This window comes from Pectobacterium zantedeschiae, assembly GCF_004137795.1.
Lineage (GTDB): Bacteria > Pseudomonadota > Gammaproteobacteria > Enterobacterales > Enterobacteriaceae > Pectobacterium > Pectobacterium zantedeschiae.
In genome coordinates, this window is record NZ_NWTM01000001.1 from 2,649,029 (window position 1) to 2,664,965 (window position 15,937).

Genomic DNA, 15,937 nt, shown 5'->3' on the forward strand with positions numbered 1-15,937 from the left:
AGCTCAACTTTTTTACCTTCCTGAGGTCATACAATCGCCTTGCAGGTTTCCAAGTCCTGCAAGGTCTATTATCATCGGCAACCTATGCCCTTAAGGAATGTAATCACTATGCGCTGTAAAACGCTGACTGTCGTCGCCGCGGTGGTTGTTATGCTGACTGCCGGTTGTTCCACGCTGGAAAAGGTGGTCTATCGGCCGGACATCAATCAGGGAAACTATCTGGCACCGGCTGACGTTGCAAAAATTCACACCGGCATGACCAAACAACAGGTCGCTTATACGCTGGGTACGCCTATGATGCAGGATCCGTTTGGCAGCGATACCTGGTTTTACGTCTTCCGCCAGCAGCCTGGCCATGAATCGGTCAAACAGCAGACGCTGACGCTAACCTTCAGCGGCAGTGGTGTGCTGACCAACATCAACAACAAACCTGCGCTGGATTGATGCTTTTCCACGCCGCTCAGTTGAATCAGGATGAATGATCCTAATCTACCAGAAGCGTCGCTTTAAGACGAAGCCCACCACGGCAGAGTACTTAAGAGAGCCAACGCATACGCAGTTTGATGTATAGCAAAAATAACAGCAGGCAAATCTGAAGGTTTCAGGTTTGCCTGTGTTTTTTGTAAAGACCTATCAGTCAGGGCAATCGGTAGGCACGCTATGTGTCGCTTAACGCTATGTGTCGTTTAACAATATAACTCAGGATTTGCTCTTAGAACGCTCCGCACGCTGACGCCGTAGCTCTTTTGGATCGGCAATCAGCGGACGATAAATTTCCACGCGATCGCCATCCTGCACCACATCGGCCAGCTTCGCCGAACGGCTGTAGATGCCGACTTTATTCACCTGTAAATCGATATCATGGCGTAGTTCTAGCAGGCCCGATGCCACAATCGCCTGTTCAACCGTACTGCCTTCTTCCAGTTTCACCGTGCGCAGATACTGACGTTCCGGCAACGCATAGACCACATCAACCTGCATTGCGGACACTATAAACCTCTTTTGCTCGCTGCGTGAAAGCCTGCACCATATTTCCCGCCAGCTCCTTGAATACTTTGCCAAAAGCGAGTTCAATCAAGGCATTGGTGAATTCAAACTCCAGATGCAGTTCGACTTTACAGGCATCGGCGCTCAGCGGCGTAAAATGCCAGTCGCCACCCAGTTGACGGAAGGGGCCATCGACCAGTTGCATATTGATGTTCTGGTTGTGCGTCAGCGTATTACGTGTGGTAAATGTCTTACTGATACCGGCTTTGGAAACGTCTACGGCGGCAGTCATCTCTCCTTCTGAGGAAGAGATCACGCGACTCCCCGTACAGCCCGGTAAAAACGCGGGGTAGGAAGCGACATCATTCACCAGCTTGTACATCTGTTCAGCGCTGAACGGCACCAGTGCGGAACGACTTATCTTTGGCATACTATTTTCCGTGATTCATAAAACGCGCAAAATAATAGCATTGATAGCCCGGCAGGCAAAAATTCTGCGAAGCTTATCGCACGATATCATTAACCACGACACGGACACACGGCGGGGATTTCATTCCCAATGACATCCAGTATAATGACGGCACTATGACAAAGAAAAAAGCATACAAACCCGGTTCCGCCACCATTGCGCAGAACAAGCGCGCCCGTCACGAATACTTCATTGAGGAGGAATTTGAGGCTGGTCTTGCTCTGCAAGGATGGGAAGTCAAATCACTGCGCGCAGGCAAAGCCAACCTCAGCGACAGCTATGTCACCTTCATGAACGGTGAAGCATACCTGTTTGGCGCAACGATCACGCCGCTGAATGTGGCGTCATCACACGTTGTGTGCGATCCCATCCGTACACGCAAACTCCTGCTCAACAAACGCGAGCTAGAGTCGCTGTTTGGCCGCGTCAGCCGTGATGGTTACACGGTCGTCGCGCTGTCCATGTATTGGAAAAATGCCTGGAGCAAAGTCAAAATCGGCGTGGCAAAAGGTAAAAAAGATCACGACAAGCGTGATGACATTAAAGAACGTGAATGGAAGTTAGACAAAGCCCGTATCATGAAGAACGCCAATCGCTAAGCCACTGGCTTAACAACAGTAAGTTCTGGTATACTGGCGACAGTTTCTTGGGGGCTGATTCTGGATTCGACGGGATTTGCAAAGCCCAAGGTGCATGCCGAGGGGCGGTTTGCCTCGTAAAAAGCCGCAAAAAAATAGTCGCAAACGACGAAAACTACGCTTTAGCAGCTTAATAACCTGCTTTGAGCCCTCTCTCCCTAGCCTCCGCTCTTAGGACGGGGATCAAGAGAGGTCAAACCCAAAAGAGATCGTGTGGATGCCTTGCCTGGGGTTGAAGCACTAAATCTAATCAGGCTAGTTTGTTAGTGGCGTGTCTGTCCGCAGCTGGCAAGCGAATGTAAAGACTGACTAAGCATGTAGTACCGACGGTAGAGTGGTTCCGGACGGGGGTTCAAATCCCCCCAGCTCCACCAAATTAGACATCGGTTATTACCAGATAAGTCCGATGAAGTACGGAAAGCCCGCATGGTGAAAGCCCTGCGGGCTTTTTTGTGTCCGTCATTGTCCGACGATATTCGCCTGAATCCAGAGATTATTGGCCTACGTTTAGGCCTACGGTATCATATAGGCCTAAAAACGTAGGCCTAAAACACGGACGACCCCGCCATGCCAAGAATTGCACGCCCTTTGACACATACCGAAGTCAGCAAAGCACGAACGCCTGATAAAGAGTTAAGCCTACATGATGGTGATGGCCTCTTTCTACTTATCAAACCGTCAGGGAAAAAATTATGGCGGTTTCGCTATCTACGCCCTGATACCAAGAAACGCACGACACTCTCCTTTGGCAGCTACCCGGCCTTATCATTGGCCGACGCAAGACAACTACGAGCTGAACATTTAGCCCTGCTTGCAAAAGGCATAGATCCACAGCAAAAAGTGGCTAAAGAAGAGGAAGAAGCGCAAATCGCGGTAGAAAGCATTTTCATCAATGTAGCGCGTAACTGGTTCACACTAAAACAGACAAAGGTCAGTGCAGATCACGCCAAAGACATTTGGCGATCGCTGGAAAAAGACGTGCTCCCGGCTATTGAGAATATCCCGGTACAGGAAATCAAAGCCCGCACGCTGATACAGGCGCTAGAGCCGATTAAAGCCCGTGGCGCACTGGAAACCGTCAGGCGGTTAGTACAGCGCATTAACGAAATCATGGTTTACGCGGTAAATACGGGGCTGATTGACGCTAACCCCGCCTCTGGTATTGGTATGGCCTTTGAACGCCCTAAAAAGCAACACATGCCGACTATCCGGCCAGAAGAGCTACCCAAGCTAATGCGCACCATTGCCATGTCTAACCTGTCCATTCCAACCCGTTGCTTATTAGAATGGCAGCTACTGACGCTGATTCGCCCCGCGGAAGCCTCCGCAACGGCATGGGCAGAGATCGATATAGAAAAAAGAACGTGGAGCATTCCGGCGGAACGCATGAAAGCCAAGCGTGATCATATCGTTCCACTCTCCGATCAGGCGCTGGAACTACTCGACATCATGCGCCCTATCAGCGGCAACCGGGAACATGTATTCCCCAGTCGCAACGATCCTAAAAAACCCATGAATAGCCAGACCGCGAATGCCGCATTAAAACGCATCGGCTACGGTGGCAAACTGGTCGCACATGGTTTACGCTCGATAGCCAGTACCGCAATGAATGAAGCTGGTTTTAATCCTGATGTGATTGAGGCGGCGTTAGCGCATTGTGATAGGAATGAGGTTAGACGGGCTTATAACCGCTCTACCTATCTCGAACAGCGTAAAGAGTTGATGGATTGGTGGGGAAAAGATACACACTCACAATATACTATTAATGAAAAAGGAAGATACAATGAGTCTAGAAGATGAAGTTCTACTATCCAAGAAGCAAATAATATCTGATGGTTATGACATGTCTGTTGGTGAAATTATGAACCTATACAGAGATAAGGAATTGGTTATATCTCCTGACTATCAGCGTTTATTTAGATGGGATTTATCAAAAAAAACACGTTTTATTGAATCACTGTTATTAGGAATACCAATCCCACCAATATTTGTTCATCAAGATGATGAAGGTATTTGGGAACTAATTGATGGATTACAACGTGTTTCAACTATCCTAGAGTTTAGTGGGATTCTTGAAAGCAAGGATAACAATGGTTATTTACCATTATCAATCTTAAATGGAACACAATTTCTTCCTAGTTTAGCCAATAAAAAATGGAGTGACTCTACTACACCTGAAAATGAAATAGGAAAAACATTACAGCTTGAGATTAAGAGAGCACGATTAAGAGTAGAAATACTTAGAAAAGGTAGTGATCCTTATGCAAAATATGAATTATTTCAACGTCTCAATACCGGAGGGGCAAATCTTTCAGAGCAAGAAGTAAGAAACTGTACTGCCGTAATGTTAAATCCAGAATTTTTTCAGTGGTTGAAAAAATGCTCGGAACAATCTTCATTTACAATTACAACAAATCAAACTGATGAAGCGATTGAAAAACAAGCGAATATGGAGCTTGTATTAAAGTTTTTCGCATACCGTCACTTCCCTTATGTATCGGGAATGGATATCCATGAGCATTTAGATTATGCAAACGTAGAACTTTGCAAGTCAACAATTAACTTTCAACTTGAGGAGAAAATATTTTTAGATGTGTTCAATTTATTAAATGACATCTTGGGGAATAAATCATTCAAAAAATGGGATGGACAGGATTTTAAAGGTAAATTCCTTATCTCTTTATATGAGATAATAACAAATGGAATGCAAGCAAATTATAATTCTATTTTTAACATGCCAGAACAAGAAGATAGAATTAATTTCATCATAGAAAAAATAAAATCGCTTTGGAACGATGAGAATTTCACAAAAAACTCAGGAGCAGGAGTTAGAGGCACAACTCGTTTAGCAAACTTACTACCGTTATCAATTGAATATTTCAAGATTTAAGAGAATGCTCCCATGGCTAAAATACGAACGCTAGATGCTTTTCAGGACTATATAGATTCCGAAATGGCATGGAGAATCAAAGAGGTATCTTATTTAACTAATACAATTGAAACATCCCGTTCTGTCGCTCAAAAGACAATGATTCGTGCATCAATCCCTCTATTATATGCTCATTGGGAGGGGTTTATAAAAAACAGCGCAGGAAAATATATAGAATATCTATCCAACCTTAAGTTGAAATACTCTGATTTAGAAGAATGTTTGATTGTATTAGGAATGCGCAAACAACTTAGTTTGATTGTGGCAACAAATAAGCATGATTTGATGTCTGAATCAATCAGATTTATTTTATCTGGACAATCAGGACGAGCAACTCTCAATTTTGACTCTGCGATACAAACAGAGTCAAACTTAAAATCACATGTTTTTGATAACATTGCAAAGAGCATCGGTGTTTCAGTTGAAAGTTTTAGCACAAAATATAATTTTATAGATGAGAGCCTACTTAAACGTAGAAACTGCATAGCTCATGGAGAGTATTTGGATGTTAACTCTAAAGAATGGAAAGACATTTCACAGGAAACACTAACATTAATGAGAAACTTCAAGAACGAGTTATTAAACAATGCTTCAACGAAGAGATATCTAAAAAAACAAGACACGGCCACAACACCTTAAATTATTATTTACCGTGGGGTTTCATAAAAATAAATATTTTGTTAATGAAACCCTCCCCCATTAAAAAATGTGATTTTCATTGTTCAAAAAAAATATTTATAGTTATGGATTTTATATATCCTGCGGTATTAAAATCTCTTAAATCTTTCATTTTCATCTACTACACCTTCGTATTCTAAAGAATACCCGACAACAAGTTCATAAGCAAAATAGAATACATCGCCCCCGCGCGCAATACTATCCTCGCCACTCTACCCCTTCGCGCGTACCCTCTCCCCGCCTGCCCGCTCTCACTAGATCATGCACTTTCCATGCATGGTACAAATTGCTCCAGAAGCCTTGTAGCAAGGGGAAACTGGTGTTTTTGAATTATCCTCATGCATGCAATTCCATGCACCGTATGCATGCACGGCCAAAAAATTGCTAGCCAGAGAAAAAAGCTCGCAAAAAAGCCCGCGCAATGGCGAGCGACTTCCTGATATTAACGGCAATGAAATTATAATCTGGCTAATTAATTCCACAGGACTGAGGCTGGGTAATCCTTATATTTTTTCTGCATGGCCGGTGATAACGGAATATCCGGCACCGGCAGATCTCGTCTATTCGACGGCTGAATAATTTCCTCTATCGATTCCAGTGTCCTAAAAGTTGCCGAGCATTCAATATTCCGGCACTGGTGATAACGCTGCTTGACGTTCTCCGATAACAGGCGACTGGTACGGGCATGGGCGGCATGGCCGCAGAACGGGCAATGCATCATACTTTTTGGCTCCGTGTTTTTAATGCTTCCTCTTTTTCTTTCAATTCCTGAAAAAATACCGTCCGTCTTGCCAGGCTGGATACCGGTGCAAAATCGGCATGCGGCAATGAGGGCACGTTCAGCCCCAGCGATGACAGCACTGGCTCGTTGCTCATATCAAAACGGTAGTTATTCGTTTTCGCCTTGAGCTTTTCAGTAACCAAATCCATTACCACTTTTTCGGGATTCTGATAGGCGAGACCCTGAGTAAGTTCAGAGGTGGTGATATCCAGCATATGCCGCTTTAACTTAATCGCCCGGATCACGTTTGCACTGATGGTATTTAACGCCTGATTAAACTCCCATTCTGCGTAGTCTCGCAGGGCACTGGCGTGAGCGTTACAACAATCTTTTGCTGAGGTGTGGCATTTCGCTTTTTGCCTGAGCTGGTCGATTTCTAACTGTGCCAGCAAGCCGTCATACTCCTGTGCCAGTTCGCGCTGTGCCAGCCGCTGTAATTGCTGGTTTTTCAGTTCTTCCGTCATTTTGCCACGGGCGGCAAGAAAACGCGTACGCCAGTCAGTATCGGAAAGCTGATTTTCCGCTTCCGTATTGGTTTTCTGTTCTTTGGCACGGGCAATCGCGGTATCGATGTTATCCAGCTCACTCGCATTAACGGTGTGCGCTTTCCGCATTCTCAGGTAATAGTCTGTCGCTTTTGTCAGCGTATCCGGCAGGGGATTAACGGGTTTAGTGTCTGGTGTGGTTGTCTGGCTCATGGTCATTGCTCCATTGGGGTTAGTGTCTGGTGGCTATTGTGCAATTCACCACACAACCCCCGCTATCTGAGCCTGTCCTGTCATCGGCCACACAAAACAATCTCACCCTTAGCCGGTTTGCCCGATTTAAAACCAAATCTTTTATAAAACTATTCACTACTCTTCACCTGAGAAAAAAGAATAGATAAATCAATAAATAAATAGGTGAATGGTTGATAAGAAACTCTTCACCGAGTGTTCACACTGTTCACCCGGTTTTTTGAGCCTTTTTTCTGGCGAGCGGTTTTTACGATGTTATTTCCTATAAATAGCGCGGTGATTAATAGCCATAAACACGTAGACTTTTCTCAAATGAGAAACAAAGGAAAACTAAGAGAAACAATGACAATCCGGTGGCAAACAAAGCCTGTTTTTTGCTCACCGATGACACAACAGCCCCTTGTTGCCAGCCCTGAAAATATTCACATAATAGCGAGCTACCAGAGAAATCCAGCGCCATCCGGCCAGAGCCGAGTGGACATTAACGAGGTAGCGTCACATGTTGTCAGCCCCATCCCCAACTCCCATTCCTGCTGTGCCCCCGATGCCACTTCATCCGGCCAGAGAGCGCTTAATGCGCCTGCCGGAAGTGCTGCACGTCACCGGTATTTCCCGCTCGACGCTGTACGAGCTGAGCAGCCGCAAAGCCTTTCCCGCCAACGTTTCGCTGGGTGGGAAAAGTGTCGCGTGGGTTGAGTCCGAAATTCATCACTGGGTGGCCGAGCGTATCGCCGCCCGTCAACAGGAGAGCCACGCATGATCACCTTAACTATCGCCGGGCAGTCAGTCACACTTGATGAGCGGGAAGCCCTCAGTCTGTGCGATCAACTGTTTCCCGCCATCCGTAACCCGGCCACCGTTGCCGCCCGTGAACAGCGTTTCGGTGCGTTGCTGCTGAGCGTTGCACCGACGCCCGCCGCCTCTGATTCACCCCGGCGTTACTGTGCATCCCGTGCCGGTGATGCGCTGACCAACTGCTGAGGCTGTTCATGACTGCGCAATTTATCCGTTTCCCCGGCTTGCCTGCCGGGGCTTTTTGGCGTTATAGTTCTGCCGCTGCCGCAAAATCGGTAGCCGGGATTGGCGTCCCGAGCAACTCAACGGCGACACCAGACGCGCCATGCGTCTTTTTTTACGTCGCGGCCTTAGCACTATTGCATGTTGTGCGGCAGCTTTTTAGCCGTTATTGCATCCAAACAATGGTGGCTCAGGCAGGGCAGCCTTCGGGCTGGCCGGTATTCGTTGAGGCCGGTTACGCCAACCCTGTCTGGGCTACCACCAATGAAATTGGCGTTTCCGGTGGTAGCTATACATGCTACTCAACGGAGAATGCCACATGGCTACGACCCTCACCCCGTCACACCCGCAATTTACCTTCTTGTTTCTGGCTGTGCGCCGCGCCGAATTACGCGCCTTACCGCACCGTGAAGCCGTTATCGCCCCGGATGAAATCAGCGCCCGCCGTTTGCTGGCACGTGACTATGTACTGGCTTTTGCTGGCCGTCTCCCTGTTCAGGGGGCTAGCCATGTTTGATTCTACCCCGCTGACCCTTGATGAAATCGCCGACCAGTGCCGCGCTCTGACGCACGCCGTCATCGAGCTGGATAACCCGGTAGCCAAAGAGGTACTGACGTTTGTACTGGCCGAACGGCTGGAGCTGCTGGCCGTTACGCTGCAAAGCCCGGAAGCGCCGGAAACTGACAACGGGGTGAGCGCATGAATAGCTTAGCCGCCCGTCTCAATAATCAGGATACCTATCCCATTCCCCACGCTGACTACCTGCGCCTGTCTCATGCGCACCGCGTTGGTGTGATGTTTCTCGATATGCTGGACGCTCAGCAATGCGGCATGACCGTCGCCAAACCCAATACGTTACCGGCCGATGATATGGCCGCACTGGTGGCGCTGCTGACTGACCAGATAGGCCACGTCATGACCCACTGTGAAGCCCAACTTTTCACCGCACGGGAGACAGCACAATGAACAGCAATAATCAGTCCTGTATTCCGCTGGAAGTGCGCACCGCCGTGTACCGTCGCGCTGTGGCACAGGCCTATCTGGATAACTGCCGGGAAACCGGCATTGCCCTGAACTGCAACTTAACCGAACTGGAAATTGCCATTGCGCTGGAGCTGGAGGGCGCACATGTGCGTGAGCACGGCACCGCCACCGGGATGGAAATCGCCTGCGCCATGTTGGGCGATATGGTGCAGCCCACGTTACTGACCGATAAACCCCGGTTAACCGCGCTGGGGCACATCATCATGGGGGAGCTGTGCCAGTGTGCGACAGCTTCCACCCCAACCACCACACTGCATTAAGGGGCGACGCATGGCACACCTTACCGTGACACAGGCCGTGAAACGCGCCAGCGGCCACTGGCCTCAACTGCTCCCGGCCGTGGGTATCCGCATTGATGCCACCGGGCAGCATACCGCCTGCCCGATGTGCGAGGGCAAAGACCGTTTCCGCTTCGATAACAAAGAAGGGCGCGGCACATGGTTCTGTAACCAGTGCGGTGCAGGGGATGGCCTGAATCTGGTGGAGAAAGCCCTGAACCTGACGCCGACAGAAGCTGCCCTGAAAGTAGGCGCATGGCTGGGCGACCTGCCGGACAGCCCGGTAGCGTCAACACCTGACGACGCAGACAGCGAGGCCGCCCGGCAACGGGCGGCGGTTCAGGCACAGGCGAAACTGAAAGAGGCGGTGACACAACCCGGTAACGCCTACCTGAATGCCAAAGGCTGGCCGGATATCGCCATGCCAACCTTACAGGGTAAGCCGCTGCGCGTGGGCGGTATCACCTATCAGCCCGGTGACGCACTGGTGCCACTGACCACACCGGACGGTGAAGTAGTCAATCTCCAGCTTATCAATGCACAGGGCGACAAGCGCACGTTAAAAGGTGGACAGGTCAAAGGCACCTTTCACGCTTTCAGCGGCAAGCAGGCCAGCGTTATCTGGCTGGCCGAGGGCTACGCCACCGGCTTAACGCTGCATCAGTTAACCGGTGATGCGGTGTATGTCGCGCTCAGCGCCAACAATCTGCCATCCCTTGCCCGTGAGCTGAAAACCCGCCACCCGGCGGTTACGCTGCTGATAGCGGCTGACCGGGACGAGAACGGCACCGGCCAGACCAAAGCGGAACAGGCCGCCGCTGCCGTCAATGGCCGTGTTGCGCTGCCGCCGGTGTTTGGTGACTGGAATGATGTCTATCTTGCTGAGGGTGCCGACGCCACCCGGCAGCACCTGAACGAGCTTACATTGCCGGAAAAAGCCAGCCCGTTTGCGTCGCTGGGTGAGGCTGAATTCAAGGCCATGAGCGCCAGCGAGAAAGCGGAGAAGATACGCGAACACTACCGCGATGCGCTGGCGATTGACGCTTTCGGGGAAACGTTCTTCCAGTACCAGAACGGCGCGTGGAAAGTGTTGCCCTATCGCCTGTTAAGCCGGGATATCGCGGCGCTGTTTCAGAAGATACAGGCACCCTTTACCGCGTCCGGGATTGGCAGCGTGTTGGACACCCTGAAACTGATTATCCCGATGCAGGAAAAGCCCCAGCGCCGGTTAATCGGTTTTCGTAACGGGGTGTTTGATACTGCCAGCGGTGAATTTAAACCGCATCGCCGGGAGCACTGGTTGAATACCGTCAATGATGTGGATTACACGCCGTTTAAGGCTGGGGAAAACCTTGCGGATAACGCCCCGCACTTCTGGCGCTGGCTGACCCGTGCCGCCGGGAACCACGCGGATAAGCAGGAGCGTATTCTGGCCGCGCTGTTTATGGTGCTGGCGAACTGCTACGACTGGCAACTGTTCCTTGAAGTCACTGGCCCCGGCGGTAGCGGGAAAAGTATTTTGGCGGAAATCGCCACCATGCTGGCCGGGGAGGACAACACCACAGCGGCCACCATCAACACCATTGAATCGTCCCGTGAACGTTCGTCGATTATCGGTTTCTCATTAATCGTACTACCGGATCAGGAAAAATGGAGCGGTGACGGTGCAGGCATCAAGGCGATTACCGGCGGCGATGCGGTGATGGTTGACCCGAAATACCGTGATGCCTATTCCACCCGTATTCCGGCGGTGATTCTGGCTGTGAATAACTCGCCGATGCGCTTTAGCGACCGCAGCGGCGGCGTGTCCCGTCGCCGGGTGATAATCCACTTCGGCGAAACCATCCCTGCCAGCGAACGCGACCCCAAGCTGAAAGAGAAAATACGCGCAGAGCTGGCGGTGATTGTGCGTCACTTGATGAAACGCTTTACCGCCCCAAACGACGCCCGGACGCTGTTACAGGCGCAGCAACACTCCGCCGAGGCGCTGGAAATCAAACGGCAGGCTGACCCGCTGGTTGATTTTTGCGGCTACCTGCTGGCACACGGTGACACCACCGGGCTGTATATGGGTAACGCCAACATTACGCCGCGCAATCCACGTAAATACCTGTACCACGCTTACCTGTCTTTTATGGAGTCACACGGCCACCAGAAGCCCATCAGCCTGACGGCCTTTGGTAAGGTGCTGCCTAACATGATGTCGGAATACGGGCAGACGTACCTCAAGGGGCGAACCAATCAGGGCATACAGACTAACCTTGAACTGAAAGACGAATCAGACGCCGACTGGCTGCCCAAATGCGAGATAGCGAGATAGAGATACCAAATACGACGAAACCGGCGCAGGCCGGTTTTTACTTTGGATGCATAGCCTTACCAGAGCGGTAGAAGCAATGTGCTTGGCTGGATTTCCGAGGGTGTAAAACCCCAGTGCAGATAAAAAGCCTTTGCCTCTTCAGAGAGCGCATGAACCAATAATGCTTTTGTTCCCACCTGTTCAGCAACCTGCCGGGAACGCAATACTGCATCTTTCAACAGACCTGCGCCAATCCCCCGGCGATGATAACGTTCATCAACAGCCAGACGCCCCAAGACTAATACTGGCAGCGGATCAGGCATATTACGCCGTAACGCACCCGATACGGATTGACGTTGTATGCTGCCGGTTGCCAGCGCGTAAAAGCCAACAACCTGATTCTCACCGGATTCACATACGACAAAAGTACGTGATGCCCCCATGGTCTGATTTTTGAGTGCCTTACGCTTTAGCCATTCGTCTAGTGACGGCTCTGAACTTCGGAAATCGACTACGGCATGCTGAGGCAATAATAATTCAGGTGCCGTTATTCCCACGGTGATGTCCTGTTTAATAACGCCTGTAACCGCTCATTCGCAGCGACGGGTTTTTCCAGTGCGTTAATAAACGCATCGAATTGTGAGTCATCAACCAGAAACAGGCGTTGATCCAGTAGAACCTCTTCTGCCTCACGACAGGCGGCCTCAAGGATAAAATCAGTACGTGACTTTGAAAGCAGCTTCGCGGCAACGTCTATCAGTTCCCGTTGTGATGACTTAGCCCGAATGTTGATCGGCGCTTCTTTTGCTTCGGTTCTCATAATCGCCCATTGTATAGCTAATCGTTATACAAAAATCATAGCCAATTGTGTAGTAAATAGCTACACGCCTATTAAATTTCACTGTGGGGTAACGAGTGACTCATCACCTGTTCATCAACTCATCACCCATTAATACATTGATTCATAAAAATAAAAATCCGTAGTGAAGAGAGTGAACAGTTTTATGCAAAATCTTTTTATTGGGATGTCAGAGAATGCTTTTCTCAAAAATATCGGCTAATGGTCGAATATTGCCGTGGTATCCGGCCACGTTAGCCGCCAACCATTCCTGAACGCCGATCTTTTCGAAAGAGACACCATAGCCACAATTGATAATCATATGCTCGAACAGTAAACGCTGAGAACGTCCATTGCCTTCCCGAAACGGGTGAATTACATTCAAATCTGAATAATATTCTGCTAACTGAGTTATTAGCGCTGGACGTTCAAGGCCTTGTAAAAAATCATCATTGGATAGCCGTGTAAAAATTTTATTGGCTTCAATTTCGATACGGGATACGGTGCAGAAACGTGTTTGACCTTTAGAAATATCGATACACCGCATTTCTCCTGCCCAATCGAATAAATCCCCGAATATTTTCCCGTGCAGCCCACACCAATAATGTAAATCGTAAGGCGGTTCTTCAAAATCAATATCGAGAACAGCCAATTCGGATAGTTGACGCTCCGCATCGTCGAATTGGCTGTCATCATTGATGCCGAGCTTATTTATCAGAACATCGCTATCAGGATAGGTATAAGGATCTTGCCCTGAGCCGTATTTATCAGACATAACCACTCGCCTTATACATGGCTATCAGATTTTTTCTCAGCGCTTCCCTTTCCTGCTTGTCTGCGGGAAGTGGCGTATCCTCAACGCTGAATCCTTCAAGACGCATACTGTCCCGATAGTTTTTGAGTTTCACCTGATTGTAGTAATCACGCTTTTCTTCCAGCGTCACCATACGTGGGGATCGTGTTTTGTCTGGCAGTGCTTTTGTCGTGATTTTCCGGTGTTGTTTAAATATCGACAGATCGGTATTTTTCAGTTTCTCGATCAACCGTTCCCCGTCACCAAAGACACCCCATGACGAGATAGACAAGGCTTGTCGTTTGCCATTCTTCTCGCGTGATATGCTGATATCCATCGTTGACTGGAGCGTGTTTAACACGTCCTGTACTTTTCTTTCAGAGATACCTGTAGCGGTGACGATAGAGTGCGTATTAGGGGAATCCTCTTGTACCAGAGCCGCGAGTACCGCCATTTCATAGCGCATGTGCTTTCACCTTTAATCCGCATATATATGCGATAAAGAGTACCACAATTACGACCTAGGCGTATCTTACCTGCATGGGTGATGAGTCACTCGTCACCTGTTCACTCACTGTTAACCACTTAACTCGCTAAAAATAAAGAAAAAAATGAAAGATGAAGAGAGTGAACAGTTTTATGCAAAATCTTTTTATTTTGGCGTCACGTCTATACCGCTCTATTGCTGCTTTTTGGATTGGGCGTTAAATTCCGTATCATGGGTGAAGGGGAAACGCGTTAGGGTCGATCCGGATGAGTTATAAATTAAAGCGTGAAGAAAAACGTTCGCCAAAGAACGAAGAGACGATGTTGCTTAAGCTGGAGCCGGAAGGACAACATCAATTCGCAACTACCCTACTATCCGAAGCACCAATTTCACCAGCATTGCTCTCCGCGATCAAAAGGCGTAAAGAATTGAGTGAAAATTGATCTTTTTTTTATCTCACATACTCATCGTCATTTTTCGTAGGCTCACGTTTAGGCCTATGAACAAAGTCTGAACTCACACTTAAAACATCAATATCATTGAGTTACGTGAATTATTCAGATTCCCCCAGCCCACCAATTTAGACATCGGGTATTACCAGATAAGCCCGATGAAGTACGAAAAGCCCGCATGGCGCAAGCCCTGCGGGCTTTTTTGTGTCTGTAATTATCCGAGAGCATCCAGTCAGGCACGATGATATTGGTATACGTTTAGGTATATGCATACAAGACATGCAGACTAATCTTTAGCTGAAACACGAATCAGACGACGACTGGCTACTCAGATGCGATACAGTAAATCGACGCTATCCAGTTTTTTTGCGTCAAACTAAAACATCAATACGACATCAACGATGAGATGCCTCTAATCGTATAACCATTTCCCTGCTTTGCTGACTCAATAATCATCTCGACGGTGAGGGGCTTTAACGCTTTCGATAGCGGTTTCTTTTGCCAGATAGGATACTCATATTAAAAAATAATTTCTTCCCTCAAAATTTGAATAATCAATATTAAAATGCCCGAATACATCGAGAAGAAAATCGTGAGCATCTTCTGGCAAAAAAGGGGAATCATCCTGTAACATCCAGTATTTAGTGACTTGTCTAATACCGGATTTAAACCAATATTTCTTAATAGGGTAACGTTCCATGAAATATTGAATCACCTCATTTTCGATATCTCTTTTGCTCATCAGAAATACGTCCATTCAATGCGGTCTTCTGGCCTAGCGATCAGGTTATACTGTCTACGAGTATCCCTTGCTACCCATTGCATTATAGCTATCAATTGGGCGTAGCCTATCCATGGAATATAACGACCAATAAAAGAGGCAATCTTATTCGTAGGGCTCATATTCAATAATGGTCATTTATAACGAACCGAATGACATTCGGTTCGTTATTTCAGTTGGTCAATCCTGCCATTTTTCAATAATAACGTTCACTGTGCCGGAATTATCTACACGCTGCCAATCCTGAAGGTACAAATCAAATCCCCCTGTTTGCGGAAATGCATGAATGATCGCAGAAGCCTGTAAGCCATCATCATTCAAACCGTAATAGCTTACAGCCGCAGTCTTGTCAGCAGTGCTGGTGCGATCATATACCATCAATGCAGCCGACTTTGAGCGTGTATTTCCAGCCTGCCCCGTAGCATAATCGATACCGACAGAAGTTGGATCAATGCGAAAACGATAGACACCCGATGCCACCACGGTTTCGTTGTAAACACTTCCACCAGGGATAGTATTGTTATATCCATCCAACGTCACAGTCTTATAAGGTTTCCAATCAGCCATCGCAGAACAAGATACCATCAACGAAGCTGTGACCATCAAAACCTTCACCTTGTTTCTCATCATTCAATATCCTTCTGAATAAATTAAATACCCTCTATATTGTCGTGGTAACCGCCTACAACAACAAGAGGTTGAATATAATTATTTATTTTATTAATCAG

23 protein-coding genes, 1 other RNA gene and 2 pseudogenes are annotated in these 15,937 nt (G+C 48.1%); 15 read left to right on the forward strand and 11 right to left on the reverse strand.

Going from position 1 to position 15,937, the window contains the following annotated elements; translation table 11 throughout:
• The first annotated feature begins 108 nt into the window (after nt 1-108).
• Nucleotides 109-444: an outer membrane protein assembly factor BamE gene (bamE, locus tag CLR69_RS11940; protein ID WP_011092444.1), complete on the forward strand. Its 336-nt coding sequence runs from the start codon at nt 109-111 to the stop codon at nt 442-444.
• A 255-nt stretch (nt 445-699) separates the two neighbouring features.
• On the opposite strand, the gene CLR69_RS11945 is transcribed toward bamE, so the two are convergent.
• Entirely contained in the window at nt 700-981 is a 282-nt protein-coding gene (locus CLR69_RS11945; RefSeq protein ID WP_395303116.1) for an RnfH family protein, read from the reverse strand.
• Nucleotides 971-1,417: a type II toxin-antitoxin system RatA family toxin gene (locus CLR69_RS11950; RefSeq protein WP_129702950.1), complete on the reverse strand. Its 447-nt coding sequence runs from the start codon at nt 1,415-1,417 to the stop codon at nt 971-973. Before CLR69_RS11950 ends, CLR69_RS11945 begins: the two co-directional genes overlap by 11 nt.
• A gap of 155 nt (nt 1,418-1,572) precedes the next feature.
• Here CLR69_RS11950 and smpB point away from each other — a divergent pair, with 155 nt between their 5' ends.
• The 5 genes from smpB to CLR69_RS11975 all read left to right on the forward strand — a co-directional run bounded on the left by smpB (nt 1,573) and on the right by CLR69_RS11975 (nt 5,662).
• Nucleotides 1,573-2,055, forward strand: a complete 483-nt coding sequence (smpB, locus tag CLR69_RS11955) for an SsrA-binding protein SmpB (RefSeq protein WP_129702949.1) — start codon at nt 1,573-1,575, stop codon at nt 2,053-2,055.
• A 50-nt stretch (nt 2,056-2,105) separates the two neighbouring features.
• Nucleotides 2,106-2,468, forward strand: a transfer-messenger RNA (tmRNA) gene (gene ssrA, locus CLR69_RS11960).
• Nucleotides 2,469-2,661: 193 nt separating this feature from the next.
• On the forward strand, nt 2,662-3,894 hold the full coding sequence (locus tag CLR69_RS11965; protein WP_129712739.1) for an integrase domain-containing protein: 1,233 nt from the start codon (nt 2,662-2,664) through the stop codon (nt 3,892-3,894).
• A complete protein-coding gene (locus tag CLR69_RS11970; protein WP_129712740.1) occupies nt 3,878-4,984 on the forward strand; it encodes a DUF262 domain-containing protein in 1,107 nt (368 codons plus the stop codon). Before CLR69_RS11965 ends, CLR69_RS11970 begins: the two co-directional genes overlap by 17 nt.
• Nucleotides 4,985-4,996: 12 nt before the next feature.
• Complete coding sequence (locus tag CLR69_RS11975; protein ID WP_129712741.1) at nt 4,997-5,662, forward strand: MAE_28990/MAE_18760 family HEPN-like nuclease; 666 nt, start codon at nt 4,997-4,999, stop codon at nt 5,660-5,662.
• Nucleotides 5,663-6,173: 511 nt separating this feature from the next.
• Here CLR69_RS11975 and CLR69_RS11985 read toward each other — a convergent pair.
• Together CLR69_RS11985 and CLR69_RS11990 are read right to left on the reverse strand one after the other, a co-directional pair.
• On the reverse strand, nt 6,174-6,422 hold the full coding sequence (locus CLR69_RS11985) for an ogr/Delta-like zinc finger family protein (protein WP_129712743.1): 249 nt from the start codon (nt 6,420-6,422) through the stop codon (nt 6,174-6,176).
• Entirely contained in the window at nt 6,419-7,180 is a 762-nt protein-coding gene (locus tag CLR69_RS11990) for a capsid size determination protein (protein ID WP_129712744.1), read from the reverse strand. The genes CLR69_RS11985 and CLR69_RS11990 overlap by 4 nt, the downstream gene beginning before the upstream one ends.
• A 538-nt stretch (nt 7,181-7,718) precedes the next feature.
• On the opposite strand from CLR69_RS11990, the gene CLR69_RS11995 reads away from it, so the two are divergent.
• From CLR69_RS11995 to CLR69_RS12030, 8 genes and pseudogenes are all read left to right on the forward strand, one after another.
• Complete coding sequence (locus CLR69_RS11995; RefSeq protein ID WP_129712745.1) at nt 7,719-7,979, forward strand: helix-turn-helix transcriptional regulator; 261 nt, start codon at nt 7,719-7,721, stop codon at nt 7,977-7,979.
• Nucleotides 7,976-8,200 (forward strand): hypothetical protein, encoded by a 225-nt coding sequence (locus tag CLR69_RS12000; protein WP_039281995.1) that lies wholly within the window; start codon nt 7,976-7,978, stop codon nt 8,198-8,200. Before CLR69_RS11995 ends, CLR69_RS12000 begins: the two co-directional genes overlap by 4 nt.
• An 8-nt stretch (nt 8,201-8,208) precedes the next feature.
• Nucleotides 8,209-8,508 (forward strand): annotated as a pseudogene (locus tag CLR69_RS23170) (ash family protein); the annotation flags it as partial.
• 47 nt (nt 8,509-8,555) lie between these two features.
• Nucleotides 8,556-8,753 (forward strand): host cell division inhibitor Icd-like protein, encoded by a 198-nt coding sequence (locus CLR69_RS23175; RefSeq protein WP_121266703.1) that lies wholly within the window; start codon nt 8,556-8,558, stop codon nt 8,751-8,753.
• Complete coding sequence (locus tag CLR69_RS23180; protein ID WP_005973630.1) at nt 8,746-8,940, forward strand: hypothetical protein; 195 nt, start codon at nt 8,746-8,748, stop codon at nt 8,938-8,940. The genes CLR69_RS23175 and CLR69_RS23180 overlap by 8 nt, the downstream gene beginning before the upstream one ends.
• On the forward strand, nt 8,937-9,203 hold the full coding sequence (locus CLR69_RS12020) for a hypothetical protein (RefSeq protein WP_129712746.1): 267 nt from the start codon (nt 8,937-8,939) through the stop codon (nt 9,201-9,203). Before CLR69_RS23180 ends, CLR69_RS12020 begins: the two co-directional genes overlap by 4 nt.
• A complete protein-coding gene (locus CLR69_RS12025; RefSeq protein ID WP_129712747.1) occupies nt 9,200-9,541 on the forward strand; it encodes a DUF5375 family protein in 342 nt (113 codons plus the stop codon). Before CLR69_RS12020 ends, CLR69_RS12025 begins: the two co-directional genes overlap by 4 nt.
• 10 nt (nt 9,542-9,551) lie before the next feature.
• Nucleotides 9,552-11,879: a phage/plasmid primase, P4 family gene (locus CLR69_RS12030; protein ID WP_129712748.1), complete on the forward strand. Its 2,328-nt coding sequence runs from the start codon at nt 9,552-9,554 to the stop codon at nt 11,877-11,879.
• Nucleotides 11,880-11,935: 56 nt separating this feature from the next.
• On the opposite strand, the gene CLR69_RS12035 is transcribed toward CLR69_RS12030, so the two are convergent.
• The 4 genes from CLR69_RS12035 to CLR69_RS12050 form a co-directional block, all read right to left on the reverse strand.
• Nucleotides 11,936-12,415 (reverse strand): GNAT family N-acetyltransferase, encoded by a 480-nt coding sequence (locus CLR69_RS12035; protein ID WP_129712749.1) that lies wholly within the window; start codon nt 12,413-12,415, stop codon nt 11,936-11,938.
• Nucleotides 12,406-12,678 carry a type II toxin-antitoxin system TacA family antitoxin gene (locus CLR69_RS12040; RefSeq protein ID WP_129712750.1) on the reverse strand — a complete coding sequence of 91 codons (273 nt, stop codon included), beginning with the start codon at nt 12,676-12,678 and terminating at the stop codon, nt 12,406-12,408. Before CLR69_RS12040 ends, CLR69_RS12035 begins: the two co-directional genes overlap by 10 nt.
• Nucleotides 12,679-12,886: 208 nt before the next feature.
• On the reverse strand, nt 12,887-13,471 hold the full coding sequence (locus CLR69_RS12045) for a putative adenosine monophosphate-protein transferase Fic (protein ID WP_129712751.1): 585 nt from the start codon (nt 13,469-13,471) through the stop codon (nt 12,887-12,889).
• Nucleotides 13,464-13,955 carry a YhfG family protein gene (locus CLR69_RS12050; RefSeq protein ID WP_129712752.1) on the reverse strand — a complete coding sequence of 164 codons (492 nt, stop codon included), beginning with the start codon at nt 13,953-13,955 and terminating at the stop codon, nt 13,464-13,466. Before CLR69_RS12050 ends, CLR69_RS12045 begins: the two co-directional genes overlap by 8 nt.
• A gap of 287 nt (nt 13,956-14,242) precedes the next feature.
• Here CLR69_RS12050 and CLR69_RS22895 point away from each other — a divergent pair, with 287 nt between their 5' ends.
• On the forward strand, nt 14,243-14,419 hold the full coding sequence (locus tag CLR69_RS22895) for a hypothetical protein (protein ID WP_165345994.1): 177 nt from the start codon (nt 14,243-14,245) through the stop codon (nt 14,417-14,419).
• A 523-nt stretch (nt 14,420-14,942) separates the two neighbouring features.
• On the opposite strand, the gene CLR69_RS12055 is transcribed toward CLR69_RS22895, so the two are convergent.
• The 3 genes and pseudogenes from CLR69_RS12055 to CLR69_RS12060 all read right to left on the reverse strand — a co-directional run bounded on the left by CLR69_RS12055 (nt 14,943) and on the right by CLR69_RS12060 (nt 15,839).
• Nucleotides 14,943-15,170 (reverse strand): DUF1493 family protein, encoded by a 228-nt coding sequence (locus tag CLR69_RS12055; RefSeq protein WP_242451597.1) that lies wholly within the window; start codon nt 15,168-15,170, stop codon nt 14,943-14,945.
• Nucleotides 15,170-15,337, reverse strand: a pseudogene (locus CLR69_RS23415) (STM2901 family protein); the annotation flags it as partial. The pseudogene CLR69_RS23415 and the gene CLR69_RS12055, both read right to left, overlap by 1 nt.
• A 52-nt stretch (nt 15,338-15,389) precedes the next feature.
• Nucleotides 15,390-15,839, reverse strand: coding sequence for a hypothetical protein (locus CLR69_RS12060; protein WP_242451599.1), 450 nt, complete (start codon nt 15,837-15,839; stop codon nt 15,390-15,392).
• Between the last annotated feature and the right edge of the window lie 98 nt (nt 15,840-15,937).